Below are 20,755 nucleotides of genomic sequence, written 5' to 3' on the forward strand. Positions count from 1 at the left end.
AGGTCCCTCTGGCCCACCGTGTTAGGGCCTTTGAAAGGTGCTGCCAAGGGCCAAGCTATTCCAGATGCGTGATGATCGAGCGCAACGTTGGGATACCATCCCCTTTTTCGGACGACGTCAGCACGATTTCGGGGAAAGCGGCGGGGTGTTTTGACAGGGCCGAGCGGACCTGGTTCAGAACCTTTTCGCGTTCATTGGCCTTGACCTTGTCTGCCTTGGTCAGCACGCATTGAAAGGTTACGGCACTGGTGTCCAGCAGCTTCATAATCTCGGCATCAACAGGCTTTACCCCATGGCGCGCGTCAACCAGGACAAAGGCCCGGCGCAGGGTCTGTCGGCCACTGAGATATTGTTTCAGCAACCGCTGCCACTTTTCCACCACCTGAACCGGCGCATTGGCATAGCCATAGCCGGGAAGGTCGACCAGATATAGCTCTGGGCCCTGGGTGAAAAAGTTGATTTCCTGCGTGCGGCCCGGCGTGTTCGATGCACGCGCCAGCCCCTTGGTGCCGGTCAGCGCGTTGATCAGGCTGGACTTGCCAACATTGGAGCGGCCCGCAAAGCAGACCTCAAGCCGGTCAGGGTCGGGCAGCCCACTCATGGCGACGACACCTTTGACAAACTCGGACGGGCCCGCAAACAGCTTGCGCCCGCGCTCCAACGAGAATTCATCGGGATCTTGGGCCAGAGGGAAGGGTAGGGTGCTCATAACGGTATCACCTTGTCACCGACCGAGATTACCCCGCCGCGAACCACTTCGGTATAGATGCCGAAATCCTGATGGCCCCAGCTGTTCAGCGCGCCCAAAGTGTCGGCATCGCGGTCGCCGGTATCCGGGTTCGCAGTGGTCGCCAAACAGCGCACAATCCGCTCGCGGACACGGAACACGGCCTCACCGATTTGCAACTCGTGGTCGAGCCAGTCGAATTCTTCCCACAGGGGCAGGCCATCGAACCAGATGTTACCGCGCCAGCGTTTGATTGACAGGTCTTGCCCCAGTTTTTGTTCAACCGCCCGGTGAGAGGCCATGTTGCACAGACTGATTGACGGGAAATCGCTGTCTGTCATCCCACGCCCTGGTATCCGAACGATCCGGGCAGATGCCGCCCTGTCCGAGGGCATCAGTGGGCGCACCCAATCCAGAAAAACGTCCTGTTCCCGATCCGGGTCAAAGGTTAGATCGGGGCGATCGGGATGGGTCAGGGTCAGCAGATTCGCGTCCAGATTGGCGGAAATGGCCATCAGGTTTGGGGCTTTTGACCCTCGGCTGAAATTGACGCAGGGTACCCATTTCGTGCCATCGGCTTTTGACGCTTCGTGCGCAACTGCCCAAACGCGATCCCCGGGCATTGTCTGCCCGGGGGTCACTGTCACGGTCTGCACGGCTTCGTGGCCGTGGCTTTTCATAGGATGCCGCCAAATATGGTTGACTTCAGCCGTCATTTGTCATCCGTCTTAGCGGCGCGCTTGAAACCGGATTTGATGTTGCCAAATACATCCGGTTTATAACCCTGGCTGCGCATGATCAGATACTGTTGGGTAAAGGTGATCGTGTTGTTCGCGATCCAGTACACCACAAGGCCGCTGGCAAACCCACCGAGCATGAACATGAAGACCCAGGGCATCCAGGCAAAGATCATTGCCTGTGTCGCGTCTGTTGGTGCCGGGTTCAGCTTTTGCTGCAGCCACATCGAAATCCCCAGCAACAGTGGCAGGATGCCGATGAAGATCAGCGCCATAAGGGTGTCAGGTTGCGGCCCGGCCCAAGGCAGCCAGCCGAAGAAGTTCATGATTGACGTTGGATCCGGTGCGCTGAGATCCTGAAACGGGCCAAACCATGGTGCTTGACGCAGTTCGATGGTGACAAAGATCACCTTATACAGCGAGAAGAAGATCGGGATCTGCATCAGGATCGGCAAACAGCCCGCGGCGGGGTTAACCTTTTCCTTCTTGTACAGTTCCATCATACCTTGCTGCATTTTCTGACGATCGTCACCAGCGGCCTCTTTCAGGGCCTCCATCTGCGGCTGCAGTTCCTTCATCTTCGCCATCGAGACATAGGACTTGAACGCCAGCGGGAACAAGATCGCCTTGATGATCAGGGTCAGGCCGATGATCGACCAGCCCATGTTGCCGATCTGGGCGTTAATGTTGTGCAGCAGCCAGAAGATTGGCTTGGTCAGGAAATAGAACCAGCCCCAGTCGATGCTGTCGATGAACTTTTGAACGCCTTCGGCCTGATATTCACGAATGGTTTCCCATTCCTTGGCACCGGCAAACAGCTGGGTTGTGACCTCTTCAGTAGCCCCAGGTGCGACAAGCAATGTCGGCAGTACAGTTTCCGTCTGATAGATCTTGCGACGGGCATCGTATTTGGCTGCTGCCTTGAAGGTCGTGCCCTCAGCCGGGATCAGGGTGGTCATCCAATAGTGATCAGTAAAGCCGACCCAGCCACCGTCTTTGACCTGAAAGACCTCGGCTTGCGCCCGTTCGTTCGGATCAATGTCAAAGTCGCGCACATCGCCGTAGTCGATTTCATCCAGAACACCGTCGGCCATGACCATCACGCCTTCATGCAGGATGAAGAAATTCTTCAGTCCGGGCAGGTCGCCATCTTCGCCGATGCCATGGCGGGCGAGGATGCCATATGGCGCCATGCCGACCTCGGCTTGTGTGTTGTTTTCCACCGCTTGTGTGACTTCGAACATATAGTTCTCGTCTACCGAGATGGTACGGCGGAAGGTCAGGCCATTGCCATTCTCCCACTTCAACGTAACTGGGGCGTTCACCCCAAGTGTTTCACCATTTTCGACCATCCAGACCGTGTTCGGCCCGGGTACGTCCGTGCCGGTGACACCAGCGCCAGGCGCCCATCCGTAGAGCGCATAATATGCAGATTCAGATCCGACCGGAGAGAACAGTTCGACAATCGGTGCGTCGTCCTGGATCGAGACTTTATAATCCTTCAGGTACAATTCATCGATGCGGCCACCGGACAACGACAGGCTGCCCTCAAGGCGGGGCGTGTCGATCTTGATCCGCGCGGCCTCGGACCCGGGCAGCGTTTCTTCTGCGCTCGCCGTGGCTTCGCCTACGGTGCCCGCGCTCGAGGCGCTGGGGGTCTGAACCTCATCGCTTTCGATGGCGCTGATTTCAGCATGATCAGTAATGGTGGTTTGCTCGGGCGGTGGAAACAGCACGAACCAAACCAGGATCACGACAAAGCTGAGCGCGGTTGCGAGGATGAGATTCTTGTTCTGATCGTCCATCTGGGACAGCCACCTTAAGCAGTGAAACACACCCGGTGGGTTCAACAGAGTGCAGCCCCAAAGGTCAAGCGGATTCGCCCGCCTTATGGTTCCAGATTGGGCTTTTGTGGTGAAAACCTGCGATCAGGAACCCGCTTGCCGTCCAATCTTGGGAATGCCTTTGACTTTGTTCTGATGGGCCGAGATCCAATCCATGGTCTTTTCGAACGGCATGGGCTTGCCAATGCCAAAGCCTTGAACGTGGTCACAACCAAGCTGTGCCATCAACGCGTGCTCACCGGTGGTTTCAACACCCTCGGCGAGTGTTTCCACATTCAACCTTTCGGCCATAGTCAGAATTGCGCTGACCAATTGTTGTTGCGATGCATCACTGTCCGCCTTGGCCACAAAAGTTCGGTCTATCTTGATCCGCGTCACATCAAACCGTTTGATCGAGGCGATCGAGGCATGTCCAGTGCCGAAATCATCCAGATCGATACAACAGCCAAGTGCTGCAAGGCTGGTTACGTTGCGGGTAATCACATCGTCCGGACGCCGCGAAAACACGGTTTCCAGAATTTCGACAGCCAGTCGGTCGGGCGTCAGGTCGTTCTGGTCCAGTTCCCATTTCAATCGGTCCAGCAGAGCGGGGTCTCGTAGCTCGTCCGAAGAAAAGTTGATTCCGATTCGTGGGACGTGAATCCCGTTCCGGTCCCAGCAGCACATCGCGGAAAATGCATGATGCCGCATCGTCTGGCCAAGCCTCTCCATCAGCTCGGCCTGTTCGGCAAAAGGCAGAAATATCTGTGGGTTCAAGATGCCTTTTTGCGGGTGCTCCCAGCGGGCCAGGGCTTCAAACCCCGTAACCCGCCCTGTGTCTGTGGAAACCTGAGGCTGAAACCAGGGGCGGATTTGTCCGTTGTCCAGCGCAGCCTCGAACTCTTTGCGAAGGTTGGCCCTGATATTGGATCGACGGCGGGTTTCGTTTGAAAAGGCGCGGATCGTTGAGGGCCCATTACGCTGAGCTTCGCATAGCGCAGCAGATGCGGCATCAATCCAATTTTCAAACCCGGATCCGCGAACTGCGGATTGCAGGCAAAAACCGATTGAACACGAGACATAGGCAGTGGTGCCGTTTAGGGTGATCGGCTCTTCAACGGCGGATTGGATGCGGCCCGACATCTGAATGCAGGCTTCGAGATCGAGATGCTGTGACGGGCGCAGGCCGATGGCTATTCTGCACTCGTCTAATCGTGTCGCAATATCGCCGGTTCGAATGACCGAGAAGATGCGGTCACAAAATTGGCTGGACAGATGGGTCGCGGCCGCATTTCCGTGCAGGTCAACAAATTCTGTGAACCCGTCTAAGGCTATAATCATACAAGCCGATCCCATGTTATCGTGATCGGTACGGTCAAAGAAATTTTCAAGTTCGGCGGCAAACTTATCCGTTGGCGTGAGTCTTCCGTGTTGGTGCAGTGGAGAGTTGCGTGCAGTTTGCGTGCGTCTGATTGAGGCGAAGGCGACGATCAGCAACGGTAGGCTCAGTGCCACAACGACAAGCGCACGTTCTCCACCGATCCAGAAAGCCGCAAGCGAAATGGCGGGAGCAAAGGCCAGCACCGGCGGGCCACTCAGATACGTGGTGAGAGTATCGAGAAATTGATCAACGGAAACAGATTTCCTCATCGGTTCGTCTTCGCCTTTACCCTGAGCATCTTGCGCTCAGGTCAAACCGTAGAAAATCAGTCTGAGTCACTCGTTAACGCAGCTGTGGAATATCATCCGTTTTTTCAGTTTTTTCGCTCGAATTGATGGAAAGATTAACAAAATCAAATAATTTCGGGTCCAAAAGGTGCGATGGGCGCGCATTTGTTAAGGCGCGGAACATCACTTGCCGACGTCCGGGGCTGTTCTTTTCCCATTGGTCGAGAATCTGTTTGACCTGTTGGCGCTGCAAGCCGTCCTGGCTGCCGCACAGGTCACAGGGGATGATCGGATAGTTCATCGCATTGGCGAACTTCTCGCAATCCGCTTCGGCGACATGGGCCAGCGGGCGAAAGACGAACAGATCACCCTCTTCGTTGACCAGCTTCGGCGGCATCGTCGCCAGACGGCCGCCGTGGAACATGTTCATAAAGAACGTCTCAAGGATATCGTCGCGGTGATGGCCCAACACTACGGCCGAGCATCCCTCTTCCCGTGCAATGCGATACAGGTTGCCCCGGCGCAGGCGCGAACATAGCGCGCAAAAGGTGCGGCCTTGGGGAACCTTGTCCATGACGACCGAGTAAGTGTCCTGATATTCGATGCGGTGCGGTACACCCATGCGTTCCAGAAACTCGGGTAGGACGGTAGCGGGAAAACCCGGCTGGCCCTGATCCAGATTGCAAGCCAGCAGATCGACCGGTAGTAGGCTGCGCCATTTCAGCTCGTACAGAACCGCTAGCAAGGTATAGCTGTCCTTACCGCCTGACAGGCAGACCAACCAGCGGGGTGGCTTGCCGTCTTTCTCATGCGCGGACGGGTCCACCATGCCATAGTGTTCGATGGCTTCGCGGGTGTGGCGAACGATGCGTTTGCGCAGCTTCTTGAACTCGGTGGTCGAAGGCGCGCCGGCAAACAGCGGATGGATATCGTCAGCTTCGTCAAACATGCGCTGCCCCTACAGCAGATGGCGTATCCGGGCAAGTGTGCGGGTCAGCCCAACCGCGCAAGCAGGGCACCAGTGTCCAGCCCGGACACCGAACCGGGGATGCGGCCATTGTTACCTGTCAACCGAGACGCCACAAATCCATCAGCGACCGGCCCGGGCGCTTGGCGTATCAGTTGAGAGGCCGTCAGCAGCAAAGCAGTGCGCTCCGCAAACCAGCGCGCCTCGGCTTCGGGTGGGATATTGGTCCAGCGGGCGCGGTGGTCCCTCAGCGCCGCATCATAGTGGCGGTTCACTCCGATTGCCGCTTCAAGCTCGGCCTGCAGGACCTGGGCGGCCAAGGGGTCGCGGGTCAGGGTGCGCAGGATATCCAGACAGATCACATTGCCCGAACCTTCCCAGATGCCGTTCAAAGGGGCTTCACGGTAGAGCAGGGGCAGGGGGGTGTCCTCGACATAGCCCATGCCGCCCAACACCTCCATGGCTTCGACCACGACGGCTGGACAGCGTTTGTTGTTGAGGAATTTGGCGAGTGCAACAGCGATGCGGGAAAAGGCTTTATCCTCGGGTGTATGACCGTCAAAAGCCTGCGCCACACGCATTCCCAGTGTCAGCGCCCCCTCCCAGTCCAGCACGAGATCGGCCAGAACGATGCGCATCAGGGGTTGGTCAATCAACCGGCGCTGAAAGGCGCTGCGATGGCTGACCCAGTGATGCGCTTCGCTGAGGGCCGCCCGCATCAAACCTGCCGGGGCCATCGCAGTGTCGAGCCGTGTGTGTTGCACCATCTCCAGGATTGTGCGCACACCCGCGCCCTCATCGCCAAGCTGATAGGCCAGCGCATAATGGTATTCAATCTCGGCCGAAGCGTTGGACCGATTGCCCAGCTTGTTCTTCAGCCGCATCAGGTGGATTGCGTTGCGTTCGCCGTCCAGCCAGCGGGGCACAAGGAAACAGGTCAGACCGCCGGGGGTCTGGGCAAGTGTCAGGAAACCGTCGGACATCGGGGCCGAGCAGAACCATTTATGCCCACGCAACCGCCAGTGATCTCCGTCGCGTGTGGCCGTCGTTGTAGTGGCGCGAATGTCCGAGCCGCCCTGTTTCTCAGTCATCGCCATGCCCAGCGTGGCGCTTTTTTTGGAGGCGATAGGAGCGATAGAGGAATCGTGGTTCCATTCCGTCAATCGGGGAACCCAGATCGAGGCAATCTCTTCATTCGCCGCAAGTGCTGGAACGGCTGCGTAAGTCATGGTCAGCGGGCAGCAATGTCCGGGTTCGACCTGACTGGCAAGGTAGACCATGGCGGCGTGGGTGGCGTGACCATTCGGTAGGTCAGACCAGGCAACGGCTGCGTATCCGGATGATTGACTGAGTTGCATCAGGTGATGGTATGAATGAGTGAAACGCACTTCATCCAGGCGGCGTCCACCTTGGTCAAACAGAACAAGTTCTGGGGAGTGGAAATTGGCCTCGCGCGCCATGTCTCTCACTGCAGCACGCCCAAGGTCTGCACCATAGTTGCGAAGAATAGAGCTTCGCGCGCCTGTCACATTTTGCAGTACTGGGTCAGAGGCCCAAAGGTCTAAATCTCCGCGCACAGGCGGCTGGTTCAGAACGTCATGCGTGGGTAGGGAATGGCGCGCGTCAGATGTCATCTGGCCCTCGAATTGAACAGCACAACTGTTCAGCGAAGGTGCGCTCCGGTCAAGTCCGACGACGGGTCAGGAGTGATCTTCACGGTCCGGAACCGGATCATACCCGTCACCACCCAAAGGGTGGCAGCGCCCAATCCGTCGCGCGGCCAGCCATGTGCCTTTGATGGCACCGTGTTTTTCCAGTGCCTCCAACGCATAGGCCGAGCATGTAGGCTGATAGCGGCAGTTGAACCCGACCCAAGGGCTGAACAGCAACCGGTACGCCCGAATGGGTAAGGCAAGGATATGCGAGAGCAATGTCATTTCCGCGCAGCATGGACTTTACGCAGAGCATAGCGCAAATCATCCAGCAGCGCCGCATAGGGGCGTCCGTCTGTGACATCGGCGCGACCGATCAGCACGTAATCCCAGCCGTCCTGCCCCTTCTCAGGCAGTACCGCGCGCGCAGCTTCGCGCAGGCGTCGCTTGGCCCGGTTGCGAGCCACGGCATTGCCGACCTTTTTGGAACAGGTGAAACCGACGCGAATCCCGTCCGCCTCGCCCTCGGCGCGTTTGCGCGCCTGCACCATCATTGATGATGTGCCCTGCCGACGCGCACGCGCAGCGTTCAGGAATTCGGATCGTTTCCTGAGAATGGTCAAAGTTTCGGATGCGCAAACGGACGCCGCCGGGGGCGTATCCCCAGGTTGGTTCTTACCATCCTCAGGGGCCTCCGGCGGCGTCATGTTCATAACCTGATCGGTGAGCGGTTTATGCGCTCAGCGACTTGCGGCCACGTGCGCGGCGCGAGTTCAGGATCTTGCGGCCGGCCTTGGTGGCCATGCGCGCGCGGAAACCGTGGCGGCGTTTGCGAACCAGGTTCGAAGGCTGATAGGTGCGTTTCATCGCTCCGTCTCCAATCTATTCGGTCGGGTGCAGCGCGGATTCGCCTGCCCGTGGTGTTCGAAGCCCGTCCTCTACTGCCAAGCGGGGGGTAAGTCAAACCCCTTGGTGGGGGTTTTGCCGCCTTTTGCAACAATTCTGTAATCCGGCGGGGCGAAAGATTTCAAAAACGCGGATTTGCGGCACGAAACCCTCACATTCACTGTCGAGAAGATCAAGGCAACGTGAGACCCCCTGTTGCACAGAGGCGCGACGTCGCATGTTGGGGCCAGAATGAAACGTATAAAACCGGACAACCCCATGAGCGATACAACTCAGGCCCCGCGCAGCGGGCTTGCGCAACATATTCCTTTGCTGGTGATTCTTTCCGTCGCCGCTGTGGGGTTCTTTACTCTGGGTGATTACCTGACTTTTGAGACCCTGCGCGACAATCGAGAGGCCCTTTTGGGCTGGCGGGACGCCAATTACTGGGCAATGGCAGGCGCGTTCATCGCGATCTACATTACCATCGTAGCCTTTTCGCTGCCTGGCGCAGCGGTGGCCTCGATGACCGGAGGGTTCCTGTTTGGCCTTTTCGCAGGCACGGTCTTCAACATTTTTGCAGCAACCATCGGCGCCTCGGTGATCTTTCTGGCGGCGCGCTGGGGGTTGGGGGCGTCCTTGACGGCGCGTCTTGAGGCCTCGGAAGGCACGATCAAAAAGCTGAAGGACGGCCTGCGCGAGAATGAGATCTCGGTCCTGTTCCTGCTGCGCCTTGTCCCGGTGGTTCCGTTCTTTGTGGCCAATCTGGTGCCGGCGCTGGTGGGGGTGAAGTTCCGCAACTTTCTGTTCACCACGGCGCTGGGCATCATTCCCGGCGGTATCGTCTATACTTGGATTGGCGTCGGGCTGGGCGGAGTGTTCGACCGGGGTGAGACGCCGGACGTCTCACTGCTGTGGGAGCCCTTCGTTATCGGCCCGATTGTTGGCTTGTGCGTGCTGGCGGCTCTGCCCATTCTGATCAAAACGCTGCGCGGCCAAAAGGACAGCTGATCATGCAAGAACTGAAATCCGATATCCTGGTGATCGGGGCCGGGTCAGGTGGGCTGTCGGTCGCCGCGGGGGCGAGCCAGATGGGTGCGGATGTGATCCTGCTGGAAGGTCACAAGATGGGCGGGGATTGTCTGAATTTCGGCTGCGTCCCGTCCAAGGCCCTGATTGCCAGCGGCAAGGCCGCCTATGGGCAGGCGCATGCCTCGGCGCTGGGTGTGGCGGATGTGGTGCCACAGGTGGATTACGCCGCCGCCAAGGACCACGTGCATGATGTGATTGCGCAGATCGAGCCGATGGACAGCCAAGAGCGGTTCGAAAGCTTTGGTGTCAAGGTAATCCGGGAATTTGGCAGCTTCGTCTCTCCGACACAGGTTCAGGCGGGGGATCACCTGATCACCGCGCGGCGGGTTGTGATTGCAACAGGTTCATCCCCCTTGGTCCCGCCGATACCCGGTTTGGACAAGGTGCCGTATTATACCAACGAGACCGTCTTCGACTTGCGCGACAAGCCCGATCATCTGCTGATCATCGGCGGCGGCCCCATCGGTATGGAGATGGCGCAGGCGCATATTCGGCTCGGTTGCAAGGTCACAGTCATCGAAGGGCAGAAGGCGTTGGGCAAGGATGATCCCGAGGCGGCAGAGGTCGTGCTGGACAGCCTGCGCGCTGAAGGCGTCGAGATCCATGAACGGGCGATGGCGGCACAGATTCGCAGTACAAATGGCGCGGTTGAGGTCGTGACAGAGAATGGGGAAATCTTCTCGGGCACGCACCTGCTGCTGGGTGCGGGGCGGAAAGCCAATATCGAACGTCTTGATCTTGCCGCCGCCGGAATTGAGCCAACGCGATCCGGCATCAAGGTGGATGCCTCTCTGCGCACTACAAACCGCAGGGTCTATGCGATCGGAGATGTCGCGGGTGGGCTGCAATTCACTCATGTGGCGGGCTATCACGCGGGGATTATCATTCGTTCGGCGCTGTTTGGGCTGCCCTCCAAGGCGAAAACCGCACATATCCCCTGGGCGACCTACACCGACCCCGAGCTGGCGCAGGTTGGCCTGACCGAGGTGCAGGCGCGCGCCGAGCATGGCGATAAGATGGAAATTGCGCGGTTTGACTATCACCACAACGACCGCGCCATTTCCGAGCGTAAAACGAATGGTTTCATCAAGGTCATGGTCGTCAAAGGCCGACCTGTAGGTGCCACAATTGTTGGCCATCAGGCGGGTGAGCTGATCAGCTTGTGGTCGCTGGCGCTGGCCAATAATCTGAAGATGGGGCAGGTTGCCGCCATGGTTTCGCCCTATCCGACGATTGGAGAGCTTAACAAACGGGTGGCTGGCGCTTATTTCTCACCAAGGCTGTTTGAGAATCAAACGGTTAAACGTGTGGTCAGGTTCGTCCAGCGCTGGATGCCCTGACCTGGAAGGGAGAGCAATGTGAACTCGCTGTCAGGCCGATTTCTGATCCTGACGACGGTCTTCGTGATGTTGGCCGAGGTTCTGATTTTTGTCCCTTCGATTGCGCGATTCCGCGAAGATTTCCTGCTGAACCGGCTGGAGCGCGCTCAGATCGCCTCGCTCGCTTTGTTGGCCGATGATATGCTGGCCGAGGACCTTGAGGCTGAACTGCTGGCCAATGCGGGCGTCTATAACGTGGTTCTGCGGCGAGACGAGATGCGCCAGTTGATGCTGTCCTCTCCTATTCCAGGGCAGATCAGCAAGACCTATGACCTGCGTGACGCGCGACCATGGGTTTTGATCCGGGATGCTGTCGTGCGGTTGTTCACGCCGGAAAATGAAGTCATCCGTGTTATTGGCGAGCCTGTGAAAGGCGCAGGTCTGCTGATTGAGGTGACGACTGACAGCATGCCTTTGCGTATGGCGATGACGGATTATGGGTTACGCATTCTGGGCCTGTCATTTGTGATTTCGATCATCACGGCTTTTTTCCTGTTTCTTGCGGTTCGGGTGGTTCTGGTAAAGCCCATCAAAAGCGTTGTCGGATATATGCAGCGCTATGCCAGCGCCCCCGAAGATGCCCGTGGAATCATCTCACCGGATTCCAAAGTGACCGAGCTGCGCGAGGCCGAAGAGGCGCTGAAACAGTTGCAAACCGAACTGACCCAGGCCCTGAAACAGCGCGAGCGTCTGGCGCAGCTGGGCGGGGCTGTGGCCAAGGTGAGCCACGATCTGCGCAACATCCTGACCTCGGCCCAGCTGTTTACCGACCGGATCGAATCCAGCGAAGACCCGTTGGTGCGTCGCATGGCCCCTAAGCTGGTGAACTCGATCACCCGAGCGGTAACCCTGTGCGAAAGCACCTTGGCATTTGGCCGCGCTGAAGAACCTGCACCGTCGCTTACACTGGTTCCGCTCCGCACTGTGGCCGAGGATGTGGTTGCTAGCGAGAAACTTGCCGTTGCCGATGCCTGTGTCGAGATCATCAATGATGTGTCGGAAGAGTTGGTCGTACGAGCTGATCCTGAACAGATTTTCCGTGTCATGATGAACCTCGTTCGAAATGCCCGTCAGGCGCTGGTTGCATCAGGAAAGCCCGGTCGGATCACCCTGTCCGGGCAAGAGCAGGACGCCAACTGGTGTATTCAGATCAGCGACACAGGGCCGGGCCTGCCGGCCAAAGCGCGTGAAAATCTGTTCACACCCTTTCAGGGTGGCGTCCGCAAAGGCGGGTCGGGTCTGGGCTTGGCGATCTCACAGGAACTGTTGCGGGGCCATGGGGGTGATCTTGTTCTGACCGAGACAGGGTCAACAGGTACCACCTTTGAAATTCGCCTCCCGCGGGGCGATGGGGCTTTTTGAATTATTTTTACAGAATCGACTTGCACGTCCCGAATGCCGGGTCTACATAGCGCCTCACCAACGCGGACCGATAGCTCAGCTGGATAGAGTACTTGACTACGAATCAAGGGGTCGGGGGTTCGAATCCTCCTCGGTCCGCCACTGGTTTCCTTGTGAGGCGACACATAGTTCTGCCACCAGCGACAGAACCTTTCCTTTTTCTGGCCTCACACCTTCCATCCATCGCCCAAACCGATTTCGTTGATCCTGACCTCCTTTCGGAAAAATCAGGGCTGATTTGCAGATCAGACGCCGTAGGCGCCTGTTCCTGCTGATCTGCCACGTGGCGAACGCGGAAGGGGGCGAGGCAATGCTATTCGACAGGGGTGGTGCGGCCCGCAAGCGCAGCCGAGGACACGGTTTTGTCTAATAGGGTTGCCCGAGGGGGAATGCAGCGCTTTCCCCCTGATGGCCAGGGCGTTTGGCTTGCCCAAATCCCGCTGGCCCTAAAACAAGTGCGGCGGAGCTGGCTGCGCCGTTACTTTTTGCGCCGGAACGCGTTGTTACTCTAATGAATCAGGCGGATTCCGGCCCTTCGCTGCGGCGCAGCCCTCCTTGAGGCATTGGCGGGTACACAAGCTCAAGAAACAGTTACACAATAGGTTTCAGGCAACCGCAAAAATGTTCGGATAATTGTCGACCACTTGAAAAGCTCAAATAGGCTTTTGAAAGGGTCAACACTATACACCAAATAGCCCGACATAGTTCAGCGTGGAGCTGATTTCTGCGGCACCGCTCTGGGTGCCGCAGTGCTCTTTAGATCTAGAACGACCAGCGAAGTCCGGCGCGCAGGAATGGCCCCTGAGCGTCGCTGCCGATTTCCTGTTCAGCCGTCAGTTCAAGGCGCATGTCCTGAACGAGATCTTTCTCATAGCCGACCACGACGCTGGCGCCGGTAAAGTCGGTGGACGCAAAGGCCAGAGACTCAGTCTGAGAGAAGACGGTTACGTCGCCCTCGGAACTGCCTAGGTCGCGCCGCAACACGCCGCCAAGCTGACCGCTGAGAACACCGCCGTTTTCAAGGTCCTTTGATGCCTCAACCCCCAAACGGGCCTCGACAACTTCGGTGGTGATATCGCCGACGGTGGCATTCGCAGATGACCCCGTCTCGGTATAGCCGTCATCCTTTTGGTTGGTGTAACGGGCGCTGGCAAAACCAAGCAAACCGAAATCGTCACTGACGTCGAATGCACGCTCGACCCCGATGTTCGCGGTCAACAGCCTGCTGTTATAGTCGGCCTTGGCGTCAGAGCTGCCCGAGATCGACCGGCTACGATCAGTCGTGAGCCAACCAATGCCGAATCCGGCATCCAGCGTGTAGGCACCAAACTGACGGCCCACTGCGGCATCAAGATAGAAGCCATTCGTGTCAAAATCAGTGGTGCTGTTGTCACCATCCGAAGTGAACACGCCCATGGCAACAGCCAGAGACACTCCGTTGTCCATTTGCCCCGTATACCCGGCGCTTCCGCTGAACATCGTCACGTCCGTGTCATCGTTCGAGCCGCTCTCGAACTCTCGATACTGGGCGTCGATCATTGCGAAGGGCCGGAAACCAGCGAAAGTTGCGCCCTGCGCGACCTGCGGTCCCTGACCATAGCTAAGCGCATTGCCACTGCCGCCGACAATGCTGCCGAAGAAGGCCGCGACATCGCCCGATGGTGCAATGTCATTGCCGTCGACCACAGAATAGATCGGGGCCGCGCCGCCCTTGTCCTGCACGAACCAAGCGGATTGCCCGTCAGACACGGTGGTCTTGAAGGTACCCGTACCCGGCGCGGCATCTTCGAACGCAAACACGCCACTGCCGCCTTTGGCTTCTAGGTTCACGTCATGGTCCTGAACGCGGATCAGACCCTCAACGTCGTCCATTGTATCGACATTCAGCGTCCCCGTGCCGGTTCCAAGGTAGACGGCGTAGACCTCATCATTCCCCGAAACCCTGATGGTCCCCAGATCATGAATCGTTCCGTCGAAATTGTCGAACTGAATACCGGCTGCACGGGTGCCGGAACTGCCGGTCGCGTGCACGGTAATCGGGCCCGTGTTCGAAAACGTTCCCTGCATGTCGCCGGCGTACACGCCGAATGCCTCGGATGCGTTTGGCGGTGGCCCACCATTCTGTTGCGCACCATTGGCGGTGACGGTGATGCTTCCGGTGTTCTTGATGTCACCGGTTACGATTTCATCAACATAAATCCCATAGGCCTCGGCAGAGGTGTCATGCGAAATCGCAGTCGCTGTAATCTCACCCGAGTTTGCCAGAGAGCCGCTTAGGTCATCGGTAAGATAAAACCCCGAGGCTTCTGCAGAATCTTCGGCAGCTTCTGCGAAAAGCGTCATAGTGCCCGAGTTACGAATTGCACCGGAAACGTCATCCCCGGCATAAATGCCCGTCGCGGTCGCCTCGTCCGCGGTGTTGAGAGACAAAGCAGTGGCCGTAATCGTGCCCGAGTTTACCACGATCCCGTCAACAAGGTCCTCAAGGTAAAGCCCGCCCGCATATGCTACGTCATCGGTATCCGCGCTGGCAAAGGCCTCAATTGTACCGCTGTTATGTACGGACGCGCCGGACAATACGTCATCATCGACGTAAATGCCGAAAGCAGAAGCGTCGGATTCAACACCGATTGCGGTTACCTCGATGGTACCGCTGTTATCGATCTGACCGGACAGGTCACGATCGACCAAAATTCCATAGGCAATCGCCTCATAGGTCGACGGGGCAGAGGCCAGAACCTCCAATGTGCCGGTATTGCGGATCACACCGTCTGCATTGCCATTGACTTCGATCCCAAAGGCAGACGCGGTACTGTCACTGGTCGATATGGCAACCGATTTGATTGTTCCCGAGTTCACGATCTGACCGGTTTCTTCCAGGTCACTTTGCACGTAAATGCCCCAGGCATAGGCATAATCATCGGCGAATGATCTGGCGCGGACATCAATCGTGCCGCTGTTTCTGATCACACCCGCGACGTCGCGGTCGACCGCAATACCGTAGATTGATGCGGTGCTTCCGTCGGTGATCAGCCCATCAACCTTGATCGTCCCGGTGTTGACGATCTTACCTGTTTCAGAAACGTCACCGTCAACGTAGATACCCCAGGCCTCGATATCGCCATCCGTGGACAACACGTCGACATCAATCGTTCCGGTGTTTTGGATTACCCCGTCGGCGTCACCGTTCACCAGCAAGCCATAGATATCCTGAGGATCAGACCCGGTGACATCTACAGAAATGGTGCCATTGTTCACCAAAGCACCGGATTGCTGCAAATTTCCGTCCAGCAAAAGTGCCGTCGCAGTATCGGTATCCGTTGCCGTGACCGAGATTGTCCCGTTATTCGTGAACGTGCTTGAGTAATCGGTCGTGATCGTCAAAGCTGCAGCGGTGGAAGAAGTTATCTCGATCGCGCCGCTTGCCGTTACTTTGTGATCCGCATCGGTCGAGAAAACCTGAGGTGTCGTCACCACATTCGAGATCGTATCCGCATGTACGTCCCCGGCCATCAGGGCAACCATTGATACTTGCGCCAGCAACGCCGCTGGAGCCGCGCTGACAATTTGGCCTTTCCACTTGAAAATACGCCCCCCACGGAGCTTGGGGGCGTTCGCCCTCGACTCATTATTAGTCATTTACTATCCCGTTAGATTATCTTGTTTTTTCTCGAAACTCGTCGCGTTTTTGCAATCGGCTCCGCTTACGAACCGTTAATAAATCGTTAACATGTATGCAATCTACCAATTTTCCATTGCACAGGATGACCTATTGCTGTTGGAAATTCGTAGGAAAACTGCAACACAATGTGGCGACTTGACGGCGCTTGAGATCAGACTGTCGTCATGCGCCAGCCCGGAGCTACTTGAATGCCTAAAAACCAGACATTATCCATCGGTGAGGCCTACAACCAAGGAGTTCAGGCCTACGATACAGGGCATTTGAATAAAGCTGTCAATGTTCTGAACAAAGTGCTCAAGGCTGCGCCCGAATACGCGCCAGCGCATCAACTGCTTGGCGTAATTGCGTTTCAAACCGGTCAAAGCGGGCCAGCTGAAAATGCTATGCGCGAAGCGATCCGATTACAGCCGGACAATGCTGGGTTCCTGTCGAACTTCACCGAGGTGTTACGCACGAACGGAAAACCTGAAGAAGCGATCAGGGTTGGCAAACGTGCAGTCCAGCTTGCCCCGGGGGTTGCAAATGCGCATTCAAACCTTGGGCTTGCCTATTACGATATAGGTGATTTATCCGAAGCCGAGGCATCTCAGAAGAGAGCGCTGGCCCTTAATCCAGATCTGATTGCTGCGCTGAATAATCTTGGATCAATCGCGCGCGACAACGAGGACAGGGAAGGGGCAATCTCGTTCTATCGTAGGGTGCTAGATTTGCGCCCGGACTATCTCGAGAGTGTCAACAATCTCATTTCTGTAATGATAGAAGCTGAGGAGCTAGAAGAAGCCAGAGATTTTGCAGATGACTGTCTTAGCAAGGGGCATATTTCCGCAGAGTTGCACCGCAATCGGGGACGGTTACACGTTTTGCAGAGCGAATGGGACGAAGCCGAATGCTGTTTTCGAAATGCGATTTCGCTAGATGAAAAAAAGCCCGAAGCTTATGTCGGGCTTGCGCAGGTCCTGATCGAGAAAAACCTGCATGAACTTGCCCTTGTCGAGGCAGAAAAAGCGCAGCACATAGACCCCGGCCACGCGCCTGCATATCACTATATAGCCGTTTGCAAATCGCACCTTGGCGACCTCGAGGCAGGTTTTGCCAACTACGAGAAGACCCTTGAGCTAAAACCGGATTTCTCGGCCACAATGATCGCATTGGGCCATCTGGAGATGGAGCAGGGCAATTTTGACGCTGCCCGCAGCTGGTTCAACAAGGCCGCAGAAAGGGACAAGGCGCGTTTGAATGCGCAGATCGCGTTGGTTAAGTTGGATAAAGTTACCGAAGACAACCTTGATTTTCAGGGTCTTGTGGCTGCCTTGCCTGAAGCCGACAAGATGCTTCCTGAACAATCGGTATCGTATCACTACGCATTGGGAAAATGTTATGAGGACCTCAAGCGCTACGACAGCGCTTTTGAACATTTTGCAAAAGGGGCTGCAGTAAAGCGCAGCATTATCGATTTTGATGCCGACCAAATCGAGGAAACGGCAGACGACCTGATCGCGGCCTTTACACCGGAACTGGTCGAAAAACTTCACCAGAGCTCGGTGGACAGCAGCCAACCAATTTTTGTTGTTGGTATGCCGCGGTCTGGAACGACGCTGACGGAGTCGATCCTCGCCAGCCATTCAGACGTATTCGGAGCCGGAGAGCTTAACTATTTGCACAAACTTTTCACCGATCAACTGCGCGGTGGAAACAAGAAAACTGGAAGTCTGATTGCGGCTCTCTCGGATCAGGAGCTTTCAAAACGCGCCCAACGATATGTCCAGCGGCTCGATGCGCACGCTCCTGGTAAACCTTATATCGTTGATAAGATGCCTGCGAACTTTCTGATGGTTGGCCTGATTCATGCGATCATGCCCAATGCGCGGATCGTGCATGTCGCGCGCAATCCGCTAGATACGTGTCTGTCCTGCTTCACCCGAGTGTTTCAGCGCAGTCAGCTCCACAGCTACGACCAGATCGAATTGGGTCGATACTTCAATGCCTATGTGCGCGTTATGCAGCATTGGAAGGAAGTTCTCCCCGCCGGCAGCTTTCACACCATTCACTATGAGAGCCTTATCGATGATATCGAGTTCGAAGCGCGACGCTTGATAGCATATTGTGGCCTCGAGTGGGATAATCGTTGTCTCGAGTTTTACAAAGGGGCACGACGTGTCCGCACTGCAAGTGTTCAGCAAGTGCGCCAGCCATTATACAGCTCGTCAAAGGAGAAATGGCGAAACTACGAATCTCACTTAGCACCGCTTATCGAGACAATCGGAGAAGCAAGGATTCCGTTTCGATGATCTTTGGATGGATATTGGTTCTAAAAGGTGTCGGATCTACTAAGGCGTGCTGTTATTGAGGCAAATTCCTCTGAGCCGCACATGAAATTGAGTGCAAGCAATCGTACTTTGTTCATCCAGCCACAAGCGACGGAGAGTCAGCAAACCTAGCTGCCAGGGCGGGAAGCAGACGTTCGCCGCGTATTCGAATTTCAAAACCCACAACATTCAAAGTGGCCACTCGCTTGTATCGCTTCTTTGGCAGCTGGGCATGTTCGAGAGACGACTGCTGCCAGGATCAGGTGCTTAGGATGTAGCAGTATTTGCGATAACGAAGCGTTTTGCGTGTGGGCTTCGTTTTTTTCGGTCTGGCGAAGGGTGTGTAAGGGAAAATCAAGCCCTTCTGATTAGGGGCGGCTTGCCATTTGGGATAGAGGGTGCTGCGGGAAAACTAGAAACTGAAAATGTCTTCAAGTTGTTTCCATATTTGCTCTGCATGATCTGGCTGAGATTCTGCCAAGCGGACTACCCTGATTGCCAGAAGCTGTGTGGGCAGCACATCGTCAATGCACACAAGCGCGCCCTCAGAAAGGTGGGTCGCCACTAGAGAGCGGGGCAACCACGCGATGCCGATTTCATTCAAGGCGTATTGTAGTATGGCCAACGTAAGTGCGGTTTCAGCTTTGGGTACTACGGTTTTACCTTCAGGTAATCGCGGCGCAATCATCCTGGAATAGACCTGCCCGAGAAAGACTTCGGGAGGGTAGCTGATTGTAGGAATTACGTCTTCCGTCACTTGCGTGCGCACAGTAGGTGTACAGACTGGAATCAAAGTATCCATCCCGAGTGTTTTGGTTTCAAACGCGTTAACGGGTTCTTGAATACTGTCATCAGGCACCGCGTACATGATGGCAAAATCAACTTCTTTTGAAATCAGATGCATCAGGCACTCGTCTTGATTTCCTGAACGCACACGAACCGAGATTTCGCCAGCTTCTGTTAAAACACGAACAATTTCGGGTGAAATTGTCGTGGTGAGCGCGTGTTGGCAAACAAAAGACAGCGATTTGCCTGTCTGATCACTCGCTGTCTTTAAGGTGTGTCGAAGCCTATGCAGCCGGGTGCTGAGCTCACGTAATTCAAATTCCAGATCCCGCACACCAGGCATCAAAGAGACTGGCTTGCGGCGGCGATCAAACAGCGTTGCGCCGATGTTGTCTTCGATAAGCCGCACCCGCCGAGTAAAGGCGGATTGCGTCAGCAATCGCTTTTCAGCGGCGCGGGCGAGAGAGCCGCTATCAAGCACGGCCAATATATCATCGATCCACTCAAGACGCATGGCGGATCGATAGTGCAGTTCGTGACAACATGCAATTCCTGCAATTTATGTACCGAAGTTCGAATTAGGAATGTGCTTCAGCGCGCAGTAAGTTGACAAAAGCAAATATTAGGAACCACGACATGCACCTTGCCCGTTTTCCCCGCCTGCATCTTGCACATCTTCCAACACCGCTTGAACCCATGACTCGATTGTCAAAGGAGCTTGGGGTCGAAATATGGATCAAACGCGATGATTGCACCGGTATGTCGACCGGTGGCAACAAGACCCGCAAGCTTGAATTTCTAATGGCTGAGGCCGAGGCGCAGGGTGCCGACATGGTGATGACCCAAGGGGCCACGCAAACCAACCACGGTCGGCAGACGGCTGCATTTGCCGCCAAGCTGGGGCTTGCCTGTCACATCCTTTTGGAGGATCGCACCGGTTACCAAAATGGAAACTACAATACGAACGGTAACGTCCTGCTAGACCATTTGCATGGCGCAACCACCGAGAAGTTTCCCGGCGGCCACGACATGCCGGGTGAGATGGAAAACGCAGCCGAAAAGAAGCGCGCGGAAGGGCACAATGTCTATGTCATTCCTGGCGGCGGATCGAACCCGACCGGCGCACTTGGCTATGTTAACGCGGCCTTTGAACTGTTGGCACAAGCAAATAACAGTGGTTTGCAAATTGACAGATTGGTGCATGCAACCGGGTCTTCGGGAACGCAAGCCGGGTTGGTGACGGGTATGTGTGCCATGAATGCACAGGTGCCCGTGCTGGGCATCGGCACAAGGGCGCCTCAGCCCAAGCAAGAACAGATGGTTTTTGACCTCGCCTGCAAAACTGCTGAAAAACTGGGCTGCGCAGGTGTGGTCAAGCGCGAAGACGTGAAGGCCAATACTGACTATGTCGGCGAGGGTTATGGCCTGCCAACGACAAGCGGCATAGAGGCGATCCAGATGTTTGCAGAGCTCGAAGGCATCCTTCTCGATCCGTGCTATTCCGCCAAGGGTGCAGCCGGTCTGATTGATCTTGCACGGAAGGGTGAGTTCAACGGCGAACGGATTGTGTTCCTGCACACAGGGGGTGCCGCAGCCCTTGGGGGGTATGATTTTGCCTTTGATCATCAAAACCGCTGGGTGACTGTCTGA

The 20,755-nt window shown here is 56.3% G+C and carries 16 protein-coding genes and 1 tRNA gene; 6 read left to right on the plus strand and 11 right to left on the minus strand.

The window, feature by feature from the left end:
- Positions 1-55: 55 nt before the first annotated feature.
- The 9 genes from yihA to rpmH all read right to left on the minus strand — a co-directional run bounded on the left by yihA (position 56) and on the right by rpmH (position 8,441).
- Entirely contained in the window at positions 56-709 is a 654-nt protein-coding gene (yihA, locus tag AC2FLE_RS19895) for a ribosome biogenesis GTP-binding protein YihA/YsxC (RefSeq protein ID WP_496699208.1), read from the minus strand.
- Positions 706-1,443 (minus strand): MOSC domain-containing protein, encoded by a 738-nt coding sequence (locus AC2FLE_RS19900; protein WP_496699210.1) that lies wholly within the window; start codon positions 1,441-1,443, stop codon positions 706-708. The genes yihA and AC2FLE_RS19900 overlap by 4 nt, the downstream gene beginning before the upstream one ends.
- Positions 1,440-3,269: a membrane protein insertase YidC gene (yidC, locus tag AC2FLE_RS19905; RefSeq protein ID WP_496699212.1), complete on the minus strand. Its 1,830-nt coding sequence runs from the start codon at positions 3,267-3,269 to the stop codon at positions 1,440-1,442. Before yidC ends, AC2FLE_RS19900 begins: the two co-directional genes overlap by 4 nt.
- A 123-nt stretch (positions 3,270-3,392) precedes the next feature.
- Positions 3,393-4,937: a putative bifunctional diguanylate cyclase/phosphodiesterase gene (locus AC2FLE_RS19910; protein ID WP_496699214.1), complete on the minus strand. Its 1,545-nt coding sequence runs from the start codon at positions 4,935-4,937 to the stop codon at positions 3,393-3,395.
- A gap of 73 nt (positions 4,938-5,010) precedes the next feature.
- Positions 5,011-5,904 carry a tRNA 2-thiocytidine(32) synthetase TtcA gene (gene ttcA / locus AC2FLE_RS19915; RefSeq protein WP_496699216.1) on the minus strand — a complete coding sequence of 298 codons (894 nt, stop codon included), beginning with the start codon at positions 5,902-5,904 and terminating at the stop codon, positions 5,011-5,013.
- A gap of 44 nt (positions 5,905-5,948) precedes the next feature.
- Positions 5,949-7,556: an acyl-CoA dehydrogenase family protein gene (locus tag AC2FLE_RS19920; RefSeq protein ID WP_496699218.1), complete on the minus strand. Its 1,608-nt coding sequence runs from the start codon at positions 7,554-7,556 to the stop codon at positions 5,949-5,951.
- A gap of 66 nt (positions 7,557-7,622) precedes the next feature.
- Positions 7,623-7,859 carry a membrane protein insertion efficiency factor YidD gene (yidD, locus tag AC2FLE_RS19925; protein ID WP_496694398.1) on the minus strand — a complete coding sequence of 79 codons (237 nt, stop codon included), beginning with the start codon at positions 7,857-7,859 and terminating at the stop codon, positions 7,623-7,625.
- Entirely contained in the window at positions 7,856-8,281 is a 426-nt protein-coding gene (gene rnpA, locus AC2FLE_RS19930) for a ribonuclease P protein component (RefSeq protein ID WP_496699220.1), read from the minus strand. Before rnpA ends, yidD begins: the two co-directional genes overlap by 4 nt.
- 25 nt (positions 8,282-8,306) lie before the next feature.
- Entirely contained in the window at positions 8,307-8,441 is a 135-nt protein-coding gene (gene rpmH / locus AC2FLE_RS19935) for a 50S ribosomal protein L34 (protein WP_005632162.1), read from the minus strand.
- Between the two features lie 297 nt (positions 8,442-8,738).
- On the opposite strand from rpmH, the gene AC2FLE_RS19940 reads away from it, so the two are divergent.
- The 4 genes from AC2FLE_RS19940 (at position 8,739) to AC2FLE_RS19955 (ending at position 12,433) form a co-directional block, all read left to right on the plus strand.
- Positions 8,739-9,470, plus strand: a complete 732-nt coding sequence (locus AC2FLE_RS19940) for a TVP38/TMEM64 family protein (RefSeq protein WP_496699223.1) — start codon at positions 8,739-8,741, stop codon at positions 9,468-9,470.
- 2 nt (positions 9,471-9,472) lie between these two features.
- Entirely contained in the window at positions 9,473-10,891 is a 1,419-nt protein-coding gene (locus AC2FLE_RS19945) for a dihydrolipoyl dehydrogenase family protein (protein WP_496699225.1), read from the plus strand.
- Between the two features lie 18 nt (positions 10,892-10,909).
- Positions 10,910-12,292, plus strand: a complete 1,383-nt coding sequence (locus AC2FLE_RS19950) for an ATP-binding protein (RefSeq protein WP_496694402.1) — start codon at positions 10,910-10,912, stop codon at positions 12,290-12,292.
- A gap of 64 nt (positions 12,293-12,356) precedes the next feature.
- Positions 12,357-12,433: transfer RNA gene (locus AC2FLE_RS19955), tRNA-Arg, on the plus strand.
- A 660-nt stretch (positions 12,434-13,093) separates the two neighbouring features.
- Here the strand turns inward: AC2FLE_RS19955 and AC2FLE_RS19960 are convergent.
- Positions 13,094-15,970 carry an autotransporter family protein gene (locus tag AC2FLE_RS19960; RefSeq protein WP_496699227.1) on the minus strand — a complete coding sequence of 959 codons (2,877 nt, stop codon included), beginning with the start codon at positions 15,968-15,970 and terminating at the stop codon, positions 13,094-13,096.
- A gap of 231 nt (positions 15,971-16,201) precedes the next feature.
- On the opposite strand from AC2FLE_RS19960, the gene AC2FLE_RS19965 reads away from it, so the two are divergent.
- The gene (locus AC2FLE_RS19965; protein WP_496699229.1) at positions 16,202-18,301 is read left to right on the plus strand and encodes a tetratricopeptide repeat-containing sulfotransferase family protein; all 2,100 of its coding nucleotides are present in this window, start codon (positions 16,202-16,204) and stop codon (positions 18,299-18,301) included.
- A 430-nt stretch (positions 18,302-18,731) separates the two neighbouring features.
- On the opposite strand, the gene AC2FLE_RS19970 is transcribed toward AC2FLE_RS19965, so the two are convergent.
- The gene (locus tag AC2FLE_RS19970) at positions 18,732-19,619 is read right to left on the minus strand and encodes a LysR family transcriptional regulator (protein WP_496699231.1); all 888 of its coding nucleotides are present in this window, start codon (positions 19,617-19,619) and stop codon (positions 18,732-18,734) included.
- Between the two features lie 122 nt (positions 19,620-19,741).
- Here AC2FLE_RS19970 and cuyA point away from each other — a divergent pair, with 122 nt between their 5' ends.
- Positions 19,742-20,755 carry a D-cysteate sulfo-lyase gene (gene cuyA / locus AC2FLE_RS19975; protein WP_496699233.1) on the plus strand — a complete coding sequence of 338 codons (1,014 nt, stop codon included), beginning with the start codon at positions 19,742-19,744 and terminating at the stop codon, positions 20,753-20,755.

The organism is Ruegeria sp. CDSA077, assembly GCF_059612265.1.

What these genes read in the sequence shown, in the direction of transcription:
- AC2FLE_RS19960 (WP_496699227.1), bottom strand. Translation starts at nt 15,970, where the DNA reads ATGACTAATAATGAGTCGAGGGCGAACGCCCCCAAGCTCCGTGGGGGG.
- AC2FLE_RS19965 (WP_496699229.1), top strand. Translation starts at nt 16,202, where the DNA reads ATGCCTAAAAACCAGACATTATCCATCGGTGAGGCCTACAACCAAGGA.
- yidD (WP_496694398.1), bottom strand. Translation starts at nt 7,859, where the DNA reads ATGACATTGCTCTCGCATATCCTTGCCTTACCCATTCGGGCGTACCGG.
- yidC (WP_496699212.1), bottom strand. Translation starts at nt 3,269, where the DNA reads ATGGACGATCAGAACAAGAATCTCATCCTCGCAACCGCGCTCAGCTTT.
- AC2FLE_RS19940 (WP_496699223.1), top strand. Translation starts at nt 8,739, where the DNA reads ATGAGCGATACAACTCAGGCCCCGCGCAGCGGGCTTGCGCAACATATT.
- AC2FLE_RS19970 (WP_496699231.1), bottom strand. Translation starts at nt 19,619, where the DNA reads ATGCGTCTTGAGTGGATCGATGATATATTGGCCGTGCTTGATAGCGGC.
- AC2FLE_RS19945 (WP_496699225.1), top strand. Translation starts at nt 9,473, where the DNA reads ATGCAAGAACTGAAATCCGATATCCTGGTGATCGGGGCCGGGTCAGGT.
- AC2FLE_RS19910 (WP_496699214.1), bottom strand. Translation starts at nt 4,937, where the DNA reads ATGAGGAAATCTGTTTCCGTTGATCAATTTCTCGATACTCTCACCACG.
- AC2FLE_RS19900 (WP_496699210.1), bottom strand. Translation starts at nt 1,443, where the DNA reads ATGACGGCTGAAGTCAACCATATTTGGCGGCATCCTATGAAAAGCCAC.
- AC2FLE_RS19920 (WP_496699218.1), bottom strand. Translation starts at nt 7,556, where the DNA reads ATGACATCTGACGCGCGCCATTCCCTACCCACGCATGACGTTCTGAAC.
- ttcA (WP_496699216.1), bottom strand. Translation starts at nt 5,904, where the DNA reads ATGTTTGACGAAGCTGACGATATCCATCCGCTGTTTGCCGGCGCGCCT.
- yihA (WP_496699208.1), bottom strand. Translation starts at nt 709, where the DNA reads ATGAGCACCCTACCCTTCCCTCTGGCCCAAGATCCCGATGAATTCTCG.
- cuyA (WP_496699233.1), top strand. Translation starts at nt 19,742, where the DNA reads ATGCACCTTGCCCGTTTTCCCCGCCTGCATCTTGCACATCTTCCAACA.
- rpmH (WP_005632162.1), bottom strand. Translation starts at nt 8,441, where the DNA reads ATGAAACGCACCTATCAGCCTTCGAACCTGGTTCGCAAACGCCGCCAC.
- rnpA (WP_496699220.1), bottom strand. Translation starts at nt 8,281, where the DNA reads ATGACGCCGCCGGAGGCCCCTGAGGATGGTAAGAACCAACCTGGGGAT.